Below are 15778 nucleotides of genomic sequence, written 5' to 3'. Positions count from 1 at the left end.
TCGAAAGATCGCGAGGCAAGCTCGCTCCTACAGTGTGATCTGGCTCTAAGCGGTAGCGTGTTTTACAGCTGCGGTTCTTCTTTGGGCTTGGTCTTGTCGATGCCGGGGATGTGCAGTTTGCCGTCGGCCACTTGGTCGCCTTCAAGCTGTGGCTGTGTGGCCCAGGTGAGGATGTCGTAGTAACGGCGGATGTTGGCCACGAAGTGCACAGGCTCGCCGCCACGGGCGTAGCCATATTTGGTTTTGCTGTACCACTGCTTCTGCGCAAGGCGAGGCAGGATTTTCTTTACGTCCAGCCACTTGTTCGGGTTCAGGCCTTCTTTGGCTGCTAACTTGCGTGCGTCATCCAGATGCCCGGTGCCCACGTTGTAGGCCGCCAGTGCAAACCAGGTACGGTCTGGCTCGGCGATATCACTGTCCAGTTGGTCCTTGATGTAAGCCAGGTACTTGGCGCCCCCCATAATGCTTTGCTTGGGGTCCAGTCGGTTGGACACACCCATGGCCTGCGCGGTGTTCTGGGTCAGCATCATCAGCCCGCGAACCCCGGTTTTAGAGGTTACGGCGGCTTGCCACAAGGATTCCTGATAGCCCATGGCTGCCAGCAGGCGCCAGTCAATCTGCTCTTTTTTCGCGGCATCCTTGAAGAACACTTCGTACTTGGGCAAGCGCTGTTGCAAGTGCTGGGCAAAGGTGTAGGCGCCCACATAGCCCAATACATCAACGTGCCCGTAGTAGCGGTCTTTAAGGCGCTGCAGGGTGCCGTTTTTCTCGACCTTGTCCAGGTAGGTGTTGATTTCGTTGAGCAGGCTGTTGTCTTCGCCTGCGACCACGGCCCAGCGCTGGCTGCGGGCATCGCCCAAATCAAAGGCCACGCGCACATTGGGGAAGTACACCTGGTTCATGGCCATTTCGTTGGAGTCGACCAGGGTCAGGTCGATCTGCCCTTCATCGACCATGCGCAGCAAGTCGACGACTTCAACGGCGTCGGACTCGTCGTATTCGATGCCGGGATATTGCTTTTTAAGTTCGGCGAGCTGTTCGGCGTGGGAACTGCCCTTGAGTACGGTAATGCGCTTGCCGACCAGATCGGCCGCCGTGGTAGGGCGTGATTGCCCGTTGCGGTAAATGATCTGCGGCGTGACTTCGAGGTACGGGTGAGAAAACTTGGCTTGTGCGAGGCGGTTATCGCTGCTGACCAGGCCGGCAGCAGCTAAAACCGGGCCGTCAGGTTGGCCCAGCTTGTTGAAAAGGTCGTCGAGGTTGTCAGCCGTTTCGATTTCCAGCTTGACGCCCAGATCGTCGGCAAAGCGTTTGACCAACTCGTATTCAAAGCCGGTTTCGCCGTTGCGATCTTCAAAATAGGTGGCCGGGCTGTTACGGGTGATCACCCGCAGTACCCCATCCTCCTTTACGCGCTCAAGGGTGCTGGGTTTTTCAACGCAGGCACCGAGCATCAGGAAGAGTCCGGTTACGAGCAGCCACTTGGCCCCACGCTGGCGGAATGCAGTTAGAGAAAACATGCGCGCAGTATACGCAAAGCAGCACGGGTGCCATATCTCGACAATCTGTGGGCATTCTGATAACAGCCGCCCAAAACGCTGCAACCCCTGTGGAATGGGGGTTGGAGCGAGGTCTAAAGATCATTACCGACCATCTGTTTACACGCTGATAGCCATAAAGAATAAGGATTTGGTCGATTAACGACGTTTGGCGTACGTCTAGTGTGCCGTTTCGGGTGCCGTGACCGAAGGTTTAGGCTAGAATGCCGGGCCTCAAAGCACACCCCTCCCGAGGCTGTCCCGAAGATGTTGATCCTGCGCGGCGCTCCTGCCCTTTCTGCCTTTCGCCACAGCAAACTCCTTGCACAACTGAGCCTCAAGGTTCCGGCTGTCAGTGGTTTGTATGCTGAGTTCGCCCACTTTGCCGATGTCACCGGTGATTTGACCAGCGATGAACAGCAGGTACTGGCTCGTCTCCTGAAGTACGGCCCAAGCGTGCCGGTCCAAGAGCCAAATGGCCGACTGTTTTTGGTGTTGCCGCGGTTTGGCACCATTTCTCCTTGGTCGAGCAAGGCCAGCGATATTGCCCGTAACTGTGGCCTGGCGAAAATCCAGCGCCTGGAACGCGGCATTGCTTTTTATGTGGCTGGCCAGTTCAGCGACGCCGATGCCGAACTGATTGCATCGGTTCTGCATGACCGCATGACCCAAATCGTACTGGGCGACCTGGAGCAGGCCGCCGGTCTGTTCAGCCATGCCGAGCCAAAGCCGCTGACCGCCATTGATGTGCTGGGTGGCGGTCGCGCCGCGCTGGAAAAAGCCAACGTTGAGTTGGGCCTGGCGCTGGCTGAAGACGAAATCGACTACCTGGTCAATGCGTTCAATGGTCTGGGCCGCAACCCGCACGACATCGAACTGATGATGTTTGCCCAGGCGAACTCCGAGCATTGCCGCCACAAGATCTTCAACGCCAGTTGGGACATCGACGGCCAAAGCCAGGAAAAAAGCCTGTTTGGCATGATCAAAAACACCTACGTGATGCACAGCGAAGGTGTTCTGTCGGCTTATAAAGACAACGCATCGGTGATCGTCGGTAGCGTTGGCGGGCGTTTCTTCCCGAACCCTGAAACCCGCCAGTACGGCGCGGTGCAGGAGCCTGTGCACATCCTGATGAAGGTTGAAACGCACAACCACCCAACCGCCATTGCCCCGTTCCCGGGTGCAGCGACCGGTTCTGGTGGCGAAATTCGTGACGAAGGTGCAACCGGCCGTGGCGCCAAGCCAAAGGCAGGCCTGACCGGCTTTACCGTTTCCAACCTGCAAATCCCGGGCTTTACCCAGCCGTGGGAAGTGCCGTACGGCAAGCCAGAGCGCATCGTGACGGCGCTGGACATCATGATTGAAGGCCCGCTGGGTGGCGCGGCGTTCAACAACGAATTCGGTCGTCCGGCCCTGACCGGTTACTTCCGTACCTTCGAGCAGTCCATCACCACCCCGCACGGTGATGAAGTGCGCGGTTACCACAAGCCCATCATGTTGGCGGGCGGCATGGGCAACATCCGCGCCGAACACGTACAAAAAGCCGAAATCACCGTTGGCGCCAAACTGATCGTGCTGGGTGGCCCGGCCATGTTGATCGGTCTGGGCGGCGGTGCTGCCTCGTCCATGGCCACTGGCGCAAGCTCGGCCGACCTGGACTTCGCTTCGGTACAGCGCGAAAACCCTGAAATGGAACGCCGCTGCCAGGAAGTAATCGACCGTTGCTGGCAATTGGGTGACAAAAACCCGATCAGCTTCATCCACGACGTGGGTGCGGGCGGTCTGTCCAACGCCTTCCCTGAGCTGGTCAACGACGGCGACCGTGGTGGCCGTTTCGAACTGCGCAACATTCCAAACGACGAGCCGGGCATGGCCCCGCACGAGATCTGGAGTAACGAATCCCAAGAACGTTACGTTCTGGCAGTCAGCGCTGAAGACTTCGAGCGCTTCCAGGCGATCTGCGAGCGTGAGCGTTGCCCGTTTGCCGTGGTGGGCGAGGCTACTGCCGAGCCACAACTGACCGTCACCGACAGCCATTTCGGCAACAGCCCGGTGGACATGCCACTGGAAGTGTTGCTGGGCAAGGCGCCACGCATGCACCGTTCGGTGGTGCGTGAAGCCGAGCTGGGCGATGACTTCGATCCGGCAGCGCTGAACGTGGGCGAGTGTATCGAGCGCGTTCTGCACCACCCGGCAGTCGCCAGCAAGAGCTTCCTGATCACCATCGGCGACCGTACCATCACCGGCCTGGTTGCCCGTGATCAAATGGTCGGCCCGTGGCAGGTGCCGGTGGCAGACGTTGCCGTTACCGCGACCAGCTTTGACGTGTACACCGGTGAAGCCATGGCCATGGGCGAGCGGACGCCGCTGGCACTGCTGGATGCTCCGGCATCGGGCCGCATGGCCATCGGTGAAACCCTGACCAACATCGCGGCCTCGCGAATTGGCAAAATCTCTGACATCAAACTGTCGGCCAACTGGATGTCGGCGGCTGGCCACCCAGGTGAAGACGCGCGTCTGTACGACACCGTAAAAGCGGTCGGCATGGAACTGTGCCCCGAGCTGGGCATCACCATTCCGGTGGGCAAAGACTCGATGTCGATGCAAACCCGCTGGAACGATGAAGGCACCGACAAGAGCGTGACCTCGCCGCTGTCGCTGATCGTCACCGGTTTCGCACCGGTGCTCGATGTTCGCCGCACCCTGACCCCAGAACTGCGCATGGACAAAGGCCTGACCGATCTGATCCTGATCGACCTGGGCCGTGGCCAAAACCGTATGGGCGCTTCGATCCTGGCCCAGACCTACGGCAAGCTTGGTAAACAAGCCCCGGACGTTGACGACGCAGAAGACCTCAAGGCCTTCTTCGCGGTCATTCAAGGTCTGAACGCTGATGGCCACCTGCTGGCTTACCACGACCGTTCTGACGGTGGTTTGCTGACCACTGTGATGGAAATGGCGTTTGCCGGTCACTGCGGTCTGAACCTGATCCTCGATTGTCTGGCCGACAGCGTTGGTCAATTGCCGGCCGTGCTGTTCAACGAAGAGCTGGGTGCCGTGATCCAGGTTCGCCAGGACGCTACCGCTGACGTGCTCGCACAGTTCAGCGCGGCGGGTCTGGGTGAATGCGTTGACGTGATTGGTCAGCCGCTGAACAACAGCGAAGTCACCATCAGCTTCCACGGTGACAAAGTGTTTGTTGGTCAGCGCGGCGAGTTGCAGCGTCAGTGGGCTGAAACCAGCTTCCAGATCCAGCGTATGCGTGACAACGCAGACTGCGCGCAGCAAGAATTCGACGTGCTGCTGGAAGAAGACAACCCGGGCCTGACCGCTCAGTTGAGCTTTGACGTCAACGCCAACATCAGCGCGCCGTACATCAAAAAAGGCATTCGCCCACAAGTTGCCGTTCTGCGTGAGCAGGGCGTTAACGGTCAGGTTGAAATGGCAGCGGCATTTGACCGTGCCGGTTTCAACGCGATCGACGTGCACATGAGCGACATTCTGGCCGGCCGTGTCGACCTGAACGAGTTCAAGGGTCTGGTAGCGTGCGGTGGTTTCTCTTACGGCGACGTACTGGGTGCCGGTGAAGGCTGGGCCAAGTCGGCCTTGTTCAACGCCCGCGCACGTGATGCGTTCCAGGGCTTCTTCGAGCGTACCGACAGCTTCAGCCTCGGTGTGTGCAACGGTTGCCAGATGATGTCCAACCTCAGCGAACTGATTCCGGGCAGCGAGTTGTGGCCGCACTTTGTGCGTAACCGCTCCGAGCAGTTCGAAGCCCGTGTCGCCATGGTTCAAGTGCAAGAGTCGAACTCGATCTTCCTGCAGGGCATGGCCGGTTCGCGCATGCCAATCGCCATCGCTCACGGTGAAGGCCACGCAGAGTTCGCCAGCCCTGAAGCGCTGTTGCAAGCCGATCTGTCGGGCACCGTTGCCCTGCGTTTCGTCGACAACCACGGCAAGGTCACCGAGAACTACCCGGCCAACCCGAACGGCTCGCCGCGCGGCATTACCGGCCTCACCAGCCGTGATGGCCGTGTGACGATCATGATGCCGCACCCTGAGCGTGTGTTCCGCGCCGTGCAGAACTCGTGGCGTCCTGAAGAGTGGAACGAAGATGCGCCATGGTTGCGCATGTTCCGTAACGCTCGCGTCTGGGTCGACTAAGGCATTTTGAAGTTCAATGCCCGTTAGACGCATATCCCTTGTGGGAGCGGGCTTGCTCGCGATGGCATCGACGCGGTTTAACAGAAACCGTGTTGACTGCATCGCTGGCAAGCCAGGCTCCCACAGGTTTCCAGGCATGTTCAACAGAGTGTTCGCTTATGTACAAGCTCAGCTTTTTCGTTCCGCCAAGCCATGTTGATGGGGTCAAAGATGCCGTATTCGCCGCCGGTGGCGGTCGCATCGGCAGCTATGACCACTGCGCCTGGCAGACCATGGGGCAGGGCCAGTTTCGTGCGCTGGACGGCAGTCAGCCGTTTATCGGGCAAACCGGTCAGGTCGAGTATGTCGGCGAATGGAAAGTTGAGCTGGTCGTTGCAGATGAGTTGATTCAGGCCGTGGTGGCTGCGCTCAAGCACAGCCACCCGTATGAAACACCTGCATACGAGGTGTGGCGCCTGGCTGATATCTAACCCGGCGCTGCATAAAAAAGCCCGCTGGCCCTTATGGGGGCAGCGGGCTTTTTAGTGCGCGGCGTTTTTGCAGGTTAAGGGCGTATCTCAACCATCGTGCCGTCTTTGACCATGCTCCAGACTTCACGCATTTCGTAGTTCTTCATGGCGATGCAGCCATCGGTCCAGTCCAGCGTGTGGAACAGCTCTTCGGGGTTTTCTTCAGAGTCTGGCGTGCCATGAATCATGATCATCGACCCCGGATTCACCCCTTCACGTCGAGCCTTGGCGGCATCGCTGATGTTGGGGTAATTGATGTGCATGGCCAGGTTGAACTTGTCGCTGCGCTTGCGCCAATCCACCCAGTACAGCCCTTCGGGGGTGCGCTTGTCGCCTTCCTGTAATTTTGGCCCTTTAGGCTGTTTGCCCAATGAGATGCGATAGCTTCTGATCACTTTTCCATCGCTGATCAGTTCGAGCCTGCGCGCTGACTTGATCACCAGGATCTTATCGACCGATTTGCTGGCACTGGCCCGTTGTGACGCTTGGGGAGGTTTAAGCACCTGTTCTTTGTCGACGGGCTTACCGTTGATAGTCATGACTACAGCGGCTTGGCAAGTAACGGCAAACGACAGGCAAAGTGCAGCAAGCAACCAGCGCATTAGGGAGGTATTCCTGAGGTACAAGGCGAACATCATTATTGTGGGGGTGTTATCAACTCTGGCAGCGGCGGTACCGCCTCGCTGCGCACAGGGTAAGCCTGTGTCGGGCGATCAGAAAAAAAGCATTCTAGGGTACGGCTCACAGTGCGAAAAGCTAACTCGGACCAAGGGATATCGGCCTCATCAAACAATCGCACTTCGAGGCTTTCTTCACCGGCGGCAAAGTCGGGGCTTTGCAATTGGGCGCGGTAGAAAATATGCACCTGATTAATGTGGGGTACATCAATCAACGTGTAGATCGCCAACTGCTGAACCTGGGCGCACGCTTCTTCGAGGGTTTCCCGACGGGCCGCCTGTTCGACTGTTTCACCGTTTTCCATAAAGCCTGCGGGCAGTGTCCAGAAGCCTTTGCGCGGTTCGATGGCGCGACGGCACAGCAGCACTTGCGTGCCCCAGGTGGGCAGGCAGCCGGCGACAATATTCGGGTTCTGGTAATGAATCGTGTGGCAGTGGTCGCAGACATAACGCAGGCGCGAATCGCCCTGCGGGATATGTTGGCTGACAGAGTTGCCGCACTGACTGCAAAATTTCATGCTGTGCTCTCGCGCTGTGGCGCCTATCTTGGGGCTGAGACGAATTTACGGCAAGCCCCACTTTGTGCCCTGCGACAGTCTGGGGCTTGGGTGCCTTGGGCAATTTGGTGCATGATGCCCGATAAGTGACGGATCGAGATGACCTATGCTGGATGAGCTACTTAGCCGTATGAGTCGCTACACCCCACGGACGCTGGAAACAGACCGCAGCTTTCCGGAGGCCGCGGTACTGTTGCCGGTGACGCGCAGTGACAAGCCTGAACTGATTTTGACCCTGCGTGCCAGCGGGTTGTCGACTCACGGCGGTGAAGTGGCTTTTCCGGGGGGGCGCCGCGACCCCGAAGACCCGGACCTGGTGTTTACTGCTCTGCGTGAAGCCGAAGAAGAAATCGGTTTGCCGCCGGGGCTGGTCGAGGTCGTCGGGCCTCTCAGCCCTTTGGTCTCACTGCACGGTATCCGTGTCACGCCTTATGTTGGGCTGGTCCCGGACTACGTCGAGTATCTGGCCAACGATGCCGAGATTGCGGCGGTGTTCAGCGTGCCGCTGGATTTTTTCCGCCAGGATCCGCGCGAGCACACCCACCGTATCGATTACCAGGGGCGCAGCTGGTATGTGCCCAGTTACCGTTTTGGTGTTTACAAGATCTGGGGCTTGTCGGCGATCATGATCGTTGAGTTGATGAACCTGCTGTACGACGACGTCAACATCAGCATGCACACCCCGCCTGAACGTTTTATCAATGTATAGAGCTGTCTGCAGACAGCCACGCCTGCCTTGAGGACATCAGTATGAAATATCGCTTGGGCGATTCCTGCGTCGACACACATCCCGATAGTTGGGCGGCCCCCAATGCCACCCTGATCGGCAAGGTCCGTCTGGAAGAGGGCGCCAGTGTCTGGTTTAACGCTGTGTTGCGCGGCGATAACGAACTGATCCTGATCGGCAAGCACAGTAACGTGCAGGACGGCGCGGTGATGCACACCGACATGGGCTACCCGCTGACCTTGGGCACTGGCGTGACCATTGGCCATAACGCCATGTTGCATGGCTGCACCGTGGGCGATTACAGCCTGATCGGCATTAATGCGGTCATCCTCAACGGCGCCAAAATCGGCAAACATTGCATCATCGGCGCCAACTCGCTGATCGGCGAGGGCAAGGAGATCCCGGACGGTTCGCTGGTCATGGGCTCGCCGGGCAAAGTGGTGCGTGAGCTGACCGAAGAACAGAAAAAAATGCTCGAAGCCAGCGCGGCCAGCTATGTGAAAAACGGCCAGCGCTATGCCCGCGACCTGGCGGTGCAAGACGATGAGTGATGCCGAGCGCCCGGTCGCCTCGCCATGCGTGAGCATTTGCGCACTGGACGACGATGACATCTGCACCGGCTGCCAGCGCACCGTGGCCGAAATCACCCGTTGGAGCCGCATGACCAACCCCGAGCGCCGCGAAGTGCTGGCCTTGTGTCATGAACGGGCCAAATCCAGCGGCGTGATGTGGGTGTTGGGCGGTCAGTAATTGCTTTGTAGTCGCTGCCGCAGGCTGCGATAAGGCCCGAAGGGGCTTCAAAATCCTGGGGCTGCTGCGCAACCCATCGCAGCCTGCGGCAGCGGCTACAAAAAAGGGCATGACTCAAGTACCCTGTGCGCCTTAATTTGAGGTGCCACCCGCAACCATGCTGTTTCTAATCGCTTACATCGCCAGCGTTGTGCTGATCAACTACGCGTTCTCTTCGGCGCCGCACCTGGACATCATCTGGTCAGCCTGGGGTGGGCTGGTCTTTGTGCTGCGCGACATGGTGCAAACGCGCTTCGGTCATGGCGCGTTGATAGCCATGCTGGTCGCGCTGGTGTTGTCCTATATCACCTCCGATCCCTCGATTGCCCTGGCCAGTGCCACCGCCTTTGCGGTGTCCGAATGCATTGACTGGCTGGTGTTCAGCATCACCAAGCGGCCGCTGCACGACCGCCTGTGGATCAGCTCGGCGCTGAGCATCCCGATTGATACCTTTATCTTCTTCGGCATGATCGACGCCTTTACCCCCGGCGTGATCATCACTGCGATGGCTTCAAAATTTGCCGGTGTGACCTGTGTCTGGCTGGCCATGGCCTGGCGATTGCGCAAAGCCAACCAAGCTAAAGCCTGACACGCTGGATCATGTAAAATGCTGGCCTTTCTTCCCGGCAGGCGCGAGCGTTGCACGCGCCTTCGATGATTTGCTTCCTTGAGGACCTGAAATGACCCGTATCGGAACTCCACTGTCGCCGACCGCGACCCGCGTATTGCTGTGTGGCTGCGGCGAGCTGGGTAAAGAAGTCGTCATCGAATTGCAGCGCCTGGGCGTTGAAGTGATCGCCGTTGATCGCTATGCCAATGCCCCGGCCATGCAGGTTGCGCACCGCAGCCACGTGATCAACATGCTGGACGGCGCTGCGCTGCGTGCCGTCATCGAGCTGGAAAAGCCACACTTCATCGTTCCGGAAATCGAAGCCATCGCCACCGCGACGCTGGTCGAGCTGGAAGCCGAAGGCTTCACCGTGATCCCGACCGCGCGTGCCACCTCGCTGACCATGAACCGCGAAGGCATTCGTCGCCTGGCCGCTGAAGAGCTGGACTTGCCGACCTCGCCGTACCACTTCGCTGACACCTTCGAGGACTACAGCAAAGCGGTCGAAGACTTGGGCTTCCCGTGTGTGGTCAAGCCGGTGATGAGTTCGTCGGGCAAGGGCCAAAGCCTGCTGCGCAGCGCTGACGACGTGCAAAAGGCCTGGGACTACGCGCAAGAAGGCGGTCGTGCGGGCAAAGGCCGGGTCATTATCGAAGGCTTTATCGACTTCGATTACGAAATCACCTTGCTCACCGTGCGTCACGTAGGCGGCACAACCTTCTGCGCGCCGGTCGGCCATCGTCAAGAGAAGGGCGATTATCAGGAATCCTGGCAGCCACAGGCCATGAGCCCGATCGCTCTGGCTGAGTCCGAGCGCGTTGCCAAAGCGGTGACTGAAGCGTTGGGCGGCCGTGGTCTGTTTGGCGTAGAGCTGTTTATCAAAGGCGATCAGGTGTGGTTCAGCGAAGTGTCGCCGCGCCCCCATGACACCGGTCTGGTGACCCTGATCTCGCAAGACCTGTCGCAGTTTGCACTGCACGCCCGCGCCATTCTGGGCTTGCCGATTCCGTTGATCCGTCAGTTTGGCTCATCGGCTTCGGCCGTGATTCTGGTAGAAGGCCAGTCGACCCAGACCGCATTCGCCAACCTCGGCGCCGCCCTGAGCGAGCCGGACACCGCGCTGCGCTTGTTTGGCAAGCCAGAAGTCAATGGCCAGCGCCGCATGGGCGTTGCCCTGGCCCGTGACGAGTCGATTGAAGCGGCCCGCGCCAAAGCCACCCGCGCCGCTCAAGCGGTTGTCGTAGAGCTGTAACCCGACCTGTAGGAGCGAGCTCGTCTCGCGATCTTTTGAGCTTTAAAAGATCGCGAGGCAAGCTCGCTCCTACAGTCGTTATGCGACCTTGTTCAGGTCCGCTTCTCTGGTTTCCTTCAGGCACAGCACAGCGATCAAGCTGAGCACCGCTGCGCCCGAGACATACCCGCCCACCCAGCTCAAACCACCCATCGCCACCAGCTTCTGGGCGAAGAACGGTGCGGCCGATGCGCCGACAATCCCGCCCAAGTTATAGGCTGCTGACGCGCCGGTGTAACGCACACGGGTCGGAAACAGTTCCGGCAGCAGGGCGCCCATGGGGGCGAAGGTCACGCCCATCAAAAACAGCTCAATGCACAAGAACAGCGCCACGCCCCAGGTGGTGCTGTGGGTGAGCAGCGGTTCCATCAAAAAGCCGGACAGAATCGCCAGTACGCCACCGACCACCAGCACCGGCTTGCGCCCGTAACGATCGCTGGCCCAGGCCGACAGCGGCGTTGCGGCGGCCATAAACAGCACGGCAAAGCACAGCAGGCCAAGGAACGTTTCGCGGGTGTAGCCCAGGGTTGACACGCCATAACTGAGCGAAAACACCGTGGAGATGTAAAACAGCGCATAACACACCACCATCGAGGCGGCGCCCAGCAGCATCGGTGCCCAATATTGCGCAAAGAGTTCGACGATCGGCATTTTCACCCGTTCGTGTTGCGCCACGGCTTTGGCGAACACCGGGGTTTCTTCCAGCTTCAGGCGCACATACAGGCCGACCATCACCAGTGCGGCGCTCAACAGGAACGGAATGCGCCAGCCCCACGAGCGGAACTGTTCGTCGCTGAGGGACATGGCCAGTATCAGGAACAGGCCGTTGGCGGCCAGAAAGCCAATCGACGGACCTAATTGCGGGAACATGCCGAACCAGGCGCGCTTGCCTTTCGGCGCGTTTTCGGTGGCCAGCAAGGCCGCGCCGCCCCATTCACCGCCTAGCCCCAAGCCTTGGCCGAAGCGCAGCACGCACAGCAGGATCGGGGCCCAGGCGCCAATGGTGGCGTAGCCCGGCAACACGCCGATCAAAGTGGTACACACGCCCATTAGCAGCAGGGACGCCACCAGCGTGGATTTACGCCCGACCCGGTCACCAAAGTGGCCAAACAGGAATGAACCCAGCGGGCGGGCGAGAAAGGCGATACCAAAGGTCAGAAATGCCGACAGCATTTGTGCGGTGCCGGATGTTTGCGGGAAAAACACCGGGCCAATGACCAATGCTGCCGCGGTGGCATAGACATAAAAGTCATAGAACTCGATGGCCGTGCCAATAAAGCTGGCCGTCGCGACGCGGGTCGCGGAATTGGCCGGTTTATCAGGCGAGGCTTCGCTGTAAGTGGTGCTGGAAGTCATGCGCATATCCCTGACAGTTATGAGCTCGTGGTCGCTATCCGCCTTGGCGGCTGGATGTGCCGGAGCAATTGTTATGGTCGTTAAGCCCTGAGGCTGGGTGTAAACGCGGTTCGGGATGGGAACAAGCGCTGATTGTACGTGCAGCCACCCGCTGACAGCGCAGGGTGCGGGTAGCACGCGTGTCGGCGGGGCTTGGATAAGCGCATTGATTATAGGGAGGCCAAATCGAATGTAACAAGGCCTTACATGGTGATCAGGCCGCGAGCTTGACGCTGTCGTGCCAGATCAGCACACGGCTGACGCGGTTATCTTCGGTGGCGAGGATTTCGAGGCGGTAATGGCCGATCTTCAGGCACACAGTGCTTTCGGGGATGGTTTCCAGCGCTTCGGTAACCAGCCCGTTGAGGGTTTTCGGGCCGTCGCTGGGCAGGTGCCAGCCTAGGCTTTTGTTCAATTCGCGCAGGCTGGCGGCGCCATCGACCACATAGCGGCCATCGGGGAGCGGCTCAATGTGCGGGTTGTCGAGGTCTTGCTCGTTTTCGAATTCGCCGACGATCTCTTCGAGAATGTCTTCCAGCGTGACAATGCCGAGCACTTCGCCGTATTCGTCGACCACCACGCCTATGCGGCGCTGCTGTTTATGAAAATTGAGCAGTTGCAGTTGCAGCGGGGTGCTTTCGGGAACGAAGTAGGGTTCGTGGCAGACCGCCAGCAAGGCTTCTTTGGTCAGGCTGGCATCGGGCAGCATGTGCTGGATGTGCCGGGTATTGAGGATGGCTTCGACCTGATTGATGTCGTTGTGAAACACCGGCAGGCGCGTGCGTTTGGTCATGCGCAGTTGCTCGATCAGGTCTTCGATCGGGTCATCGAGGTTCAGGCCTTCGACTTCGCTGCGCGGGATCAGGATGTCGTTGACGGTGATGTTGTCCAGCGCCTGAATGCCCGACAGCAGGCCGGGGCGGCTGTTGGAGGGCTCGGCGTCACGGGTCGGGACTTCGCTGGGCGACTGCTGCGGCGCGTCGCGGTGCGCCTTGGCGCCAGCCTTGCGCGACGTTTTGCCAATAAAGAAGCCTAAGCCGAGAAACAGCAGGGCCAACACTGCAAGCACTGGACCGTGGGGCAAGCTATCCATATTCATCGCCGTCAGATATGCAGAATGTATTCACGAACCAGTTTGCTGCCAAAGTAGGCCAGCATTAACAGGCAGAAACCGGCAAGCGTCCAGCGGATGGCTTTGTGCCCGCGCCAGCCGAGGCGGTTACGCCCCCACAGCAGCACGCTAAAGACAATCCAGGCCAGGCAAGCGAGCAGGGTCTTGTGCACCAGGTGCTGGGCAAACAGGTTGCCCAGGAACACCCAGCCAGAAATCAGCGACAGTGACAGCAGCGACCAGCCCGCCCACAGGAACCCAAACAGCAGGCTTTCCATGGTTTGCAGCGGCGGGAAGTTTTTGATCAGGCCCTTGGGGTGCTTGTGCTTGAGCTGGTAGTTCTGCAAGGACAGCAGCAGGGCCTGGAACACAGCAATCGTGAACATGCCGTACGCCAGAATCGACAGCAGGATGTGCAGCAGGATTCCCGGCTCTTCATCGACCACCTGAACGGTGCCGGCGGGAGCGAACTGTGACATCAGTACGGTGAATATCCCCAGCGGGTACAGCAGTAGCAGCAGGTTCTCGACCGGGATGCGGGCGCAGGCCACCAGCGTCACGATGATCACCGCCACGGCAATCAGGCTCGCGGCACTGAAAAAGTCCAGCTCAAGCCCTGCCGGTGTCAGCAGATGGGTAAACAGGCTCGCGGCGTGGGCGATGACGGCAAGAATGCCGAGCGTTACCAACAGGCGTTTGTTGGCCTTGGCGCCCTGGCGCAGGCATTTGCCTTGATAAAAGGTCGCAGCGGCATATAAGCAGGCGGCGGCGAGGCTGGGTAGCAAGCTGGGTGACAAGGGGAGCATAAATCCTGTTAGGCAAGCCCGAAAGGGCTGAGTTTGGCATACAACCGACCGTACACGAAAGACTACATACGCGACGCCAAGGTGTGCGCGGCGGCCAGTCTTCGCTATAATCCGCGACCTGCCCACGCCGCAGGCTCGCCGAGCATCAGTTTTACACGGGCTGGGCCGCAATTACCCCGGTCTACTTTGGGCCTGAAAGGATCGCGCATGTTTGAAAATTTAACCGATCGTCTCTCGCAGACGCTGCGCCATGTCACCGGCAAGGCCAAGCTGACCGAAGACAATATTAAAGACACCCTGCGTGAAGTGCGCATGGCGTTGCTGGAAGCCGACGTGGCTTTGCCGGTGGTCAAAGACTTCGTCAACTCGGTCAAAGAGCGCGCGGTCGGCACCGAAGTGTCGCGCAGCCTGACGCCGGGTCAGGCGTTTGTAAAAATCGTCCAGGCCGAACTCGAAAGCCTGATGGGCGCTGCCAACGAGGACCTGCTCCTCAATGTTGCGCCGCCTGCCGTGGTTCTGATGGCCGGTTTGCAGGGTGCGGGTAAAACCACCACCGCCGGCAAGCTGGCGCGCTTCCTTAAAGAGCGCAAAAAGAAAACCGTGATGGTGGTGTCGGCCGACGTGTACCGTCCGGCGGCCATTAAACAGCTGGAAACCCTGGCGGGCGAAGTGGGCGTTACGTTCTTCCCGTCCGATATCAGCCAGAAGCCAGTGGCCATCGCGCAAGCGGCTATTAATGAAGCCAAGCTCAAATTCATCGATGTCGTGATCGTCGACACCGCCGGTCGTCTGCACATCGACGCCGAGATGATGGCCGAGATCCAGGAGCTGCACGCGGCGGTCAAGCCGGTCGAGACCCTGTTCGTGGTCGACGCCATGACCGGCCAGGACGCGGCCAACACCGCCAAGGCCTTTGGTGATGCGCTGCCATTGACCGGTGTGATCCTGACCAAGGTCGACGGTGATGCCCGTGGCGGTGCGGCGTTGTCCGTGCGCTCGATCACCGGCAAGCCGATCAAGTTCATCGGTATGGGCGAGAAGAGCGACGCGCTCGAGCCGTTCCACCCGGACCGTATTGCCTCGCGCATTCTGGGCATGGGCGACGTGCTCAGCTTGATCGAGCAAGCTGAACAGACGCTCGATAAAGACAAAGCCGACAAACTGGCTAAAAAGCTTAAAAAAGGTAAAGGCTTCGACCTCGAAGACTTCCGCGATCAACTGCAACAGATGAAGAACATGGGCGGCCTTGGCGGCCTCATGGACAAACTGCCGAACATGGGCGGTGTCAATCTGGCGCAAATGGGCAATGCCCAGGGCGCTGCTGAAAAGCAGTTCAAGCAAATGGAAGCCATCATCAACTCCATGACTCCGGCCGAGCGCCGTGACCCTGACCTGATCAGCGGTTCGCGCAAACGTCGTATTGCCATGGGCTCCGGCACTCAGGTGCAGGACATCGGCCGCTTGATCAAGCAGCACAAGCAGATGCAAAAGATGATGAAAAAATTCTCCGCCAAAGGCGGAATGGCCAAAATGATGCGCGGCATGGGCTCGATGTTGCCCGGCGGCGGCATGCCAAAAATGTAAATTACCCGCCCGCACGCGTG

The 15778-nt window shown here is 59.3% G+C and carries 13 protein-coding genes and 1 pseudogene; 8 read left to right on the top strand and 6 right to left on the bottom strand.

Annotation, left to right across the window (positions count from 1 at the left end):
* Positions 1-62: 62 nt before the first annotated feature.
* Complete coding sequence (gene mltF, locus GHO41_RS06385) at positions 63-1520, bottom strand: membrane-bound lytic murein transglycosylase MltF (RefSeq protein ID WP_048368192.1); 1458 nt, start codon at positions 1518-1520, stop codon at positions 63-65.
* Positions 1521-1805: 285 nt separating this feature from the next.
* Here mltF and purL point away from each other — a divergent pair, with 285 nt between their 5' ends.
* Positions 1806-5702 (top strand): phosphoribosylformylglycinamidine synthase, encoded by a 3897-nt coding sequence (gene purL, locus GHO41_RS06380; protein WP_048368191.1) that lies wholly within the window; start codon positions 1806-1808, stop codon positions 5700-5702.
* Between the two features lie 158 nt (positions 5703-5860).
* Positions 5861-6172 (top strand): YqfO family protein, encoded by a 312-nt coding sequence (locus GHO41_RS06375; protein WP_048368190.1) that lies wholly within the window; start codon positions 5861-5863, stop codon positions 6170-6172.
* 74 nt (positions 6173-6246) lie between these two features.
* Here GHO41_RS06375 and GHO41_RS06370 read toward each other — a convergent pair whose 3' ends face one another.
* Both GHO41_RS06370 and GHO41_RS06365 read right to left on the bottom strand, forming a co-directional pair.
* Positions 6247-6813, bottom strand: a complete 567-nt coding sequence (locus GHO41_RS06370) for a murein L,D-transpeptidase family protein (protein WP_153328816.1) — start codon at positions 6811-6813, stop codon at positions 6247-6249.
* A gap of 35 nt (positions 6814-6848) precedes the next feature.
* The gene (locus GHO41_RS06365; RefSeq protein WP_048368188.1) at positions 6849-7406 is read right to left on the bottom strand and encodes an NUDIX hydrolase; all 558 of its coding nucleotides are present in this window, start codon (positions 7404-7406) and stop codon (positions 6849-6851) included.
* A 145-nt stretch (positions 7407-7551) separates the two neighbouring features.
* On the opposite strand from GHO41_RS06365, the gene GHO41_RS06360 reads away from it, so the two are divergent.
* The 5 genes from GHO41_RS06360 (at position 7552) to purT (ending at position 10823) form a co-directional block, all read left to right on the top strand.
* The gene (locus GHO41_RS06360) at positions 7552-8154 is read left to right on the top strand and encodes a CoA pyrophosphatase (RefSeq protein ID WP_153433202.1); all 603 of its coding nucleotides are present in this window, start codon (positions 7552-7554) and stop codon (positions 8152-8154) included.
* Positions 8155-8195: 41 nt separating this feature from the next.
* Complete coding sequence (locus tag GHO41_RS06355) at positions 8196-8723, top strand: gamma carbonic anhydrase family protein (protein ID WP_048389723.1); 528 nt, start codon at positions 8196-8198, stop codon at positions 8721-8723.
* Positions 8716-8922, top strand: coding sequence for a DUF1289 domain-containing protein (locus GHO41_RS06350; RefSeq protein ID WP_153391220.1), 207 nt, complete (start codon positions 8716-8718; stop codon positions 8920-8922). The genes GHO41_RS06355 and GHO41_RS06350 overlap by 8 nt, the downstream gene beginning before the upstream one ends.
* A gap of 157 nt (positions 8923-9079) precedes the next feature.
* Positions 9080-9550 (top strand): VUT family protein, encoded by a 471-nt coding sequence (locus GHO41_RS06345; protein ID WP_048368183.1) that lies wholly within the window; start codon positions 9080-9082, stop codon positions 9548-9550.
* A gap of 91 nt (positions 9551-9641) precedes the next feature.
* Complete coding sequence (gene purT, locus GHO41_RS06340) at positions 9642-10823, top strand: formate-dependent phosphoribosylglycinamide formyltransferase (protein ID WP_153433201.1); 1182 nt, start codon at positions 9642-9644, stop codon at positions 10821-10823.
* 78 nt (positions 10824-10901) lie between these two features.
* Here purT and GHO41_RS06335 read toward each other — a convergent pair whose 3' ends face one another.
* The 3 genes and pseudogenes from GHO41_RS06335 to GHO41_RS06325 all read right to left on the bottom strand — a co-directional run bounded on the left by GHO41_RS06335 (position 10902) and on the right by GHO41_RS06325 (position 14174).
* Positions 10902-12218, bottom strand: coding sequence for an MFS transporter (locus GHO41_RS06335; protein ID WP_153433200.1), 1317 nt, complete (start codon positions 12216-12218; stop codon positions 10902-10904).
* A gap of 253 nt (positions 12219-12471) precedes the next feature.
* Positions 12472-13176: pseudogene (locus GHO41_RS06330) on the bottom strand (transporter associated domain-containing protein); the annotation flags it as partial.
* A gap of 185 nt (positions 13177-13361) precedes the next feature.
* Positions 13362-14174 carry an inner membrane protein YpjD gene (locus tag GHO41_RS06325; RefSeq protein WP_048368180.1) on the bottom strand — a complete coding sequence of 271 codons (813 nt, stop codon included), beginning with the start codon at positions 14172-14174 and terminating at the stop codon, positions 13362-13364.
* Positions 14175-14381: 207 nt separating this feature from the next.
* Between GHO41_RS06325 and ffh the strand changes: the two genes are divergently transcribed.
* The gene (gene ffh / locus GHO41_RS06320) at positions 14382-15758 is read left to right on the top strand and encodes a signal recognition particle protein (protein ID WP_048368178.1); all 1377 of its coding nucleotides are present in this window, start codon (positions 14382-14384) and stop codon (positions 15756-15758) included.
* The last annotated feature ends 20 nt before the right edge of the window (positions 15759-15778 follow it).

Source organism: Pseudomonas sp. FSL R10-0399, assembly GCF_009600165.1.
GTDB lineage: Bacteria > Pseudomonadota > Gammaproteobacteria > Pseudomonadales > Pseudomonadaceae > Aquipseudomonas > Aquipseudomonas helleri.
This window is presented reverse-complemented; position numbering and strand designations above follow the sequence as displayed.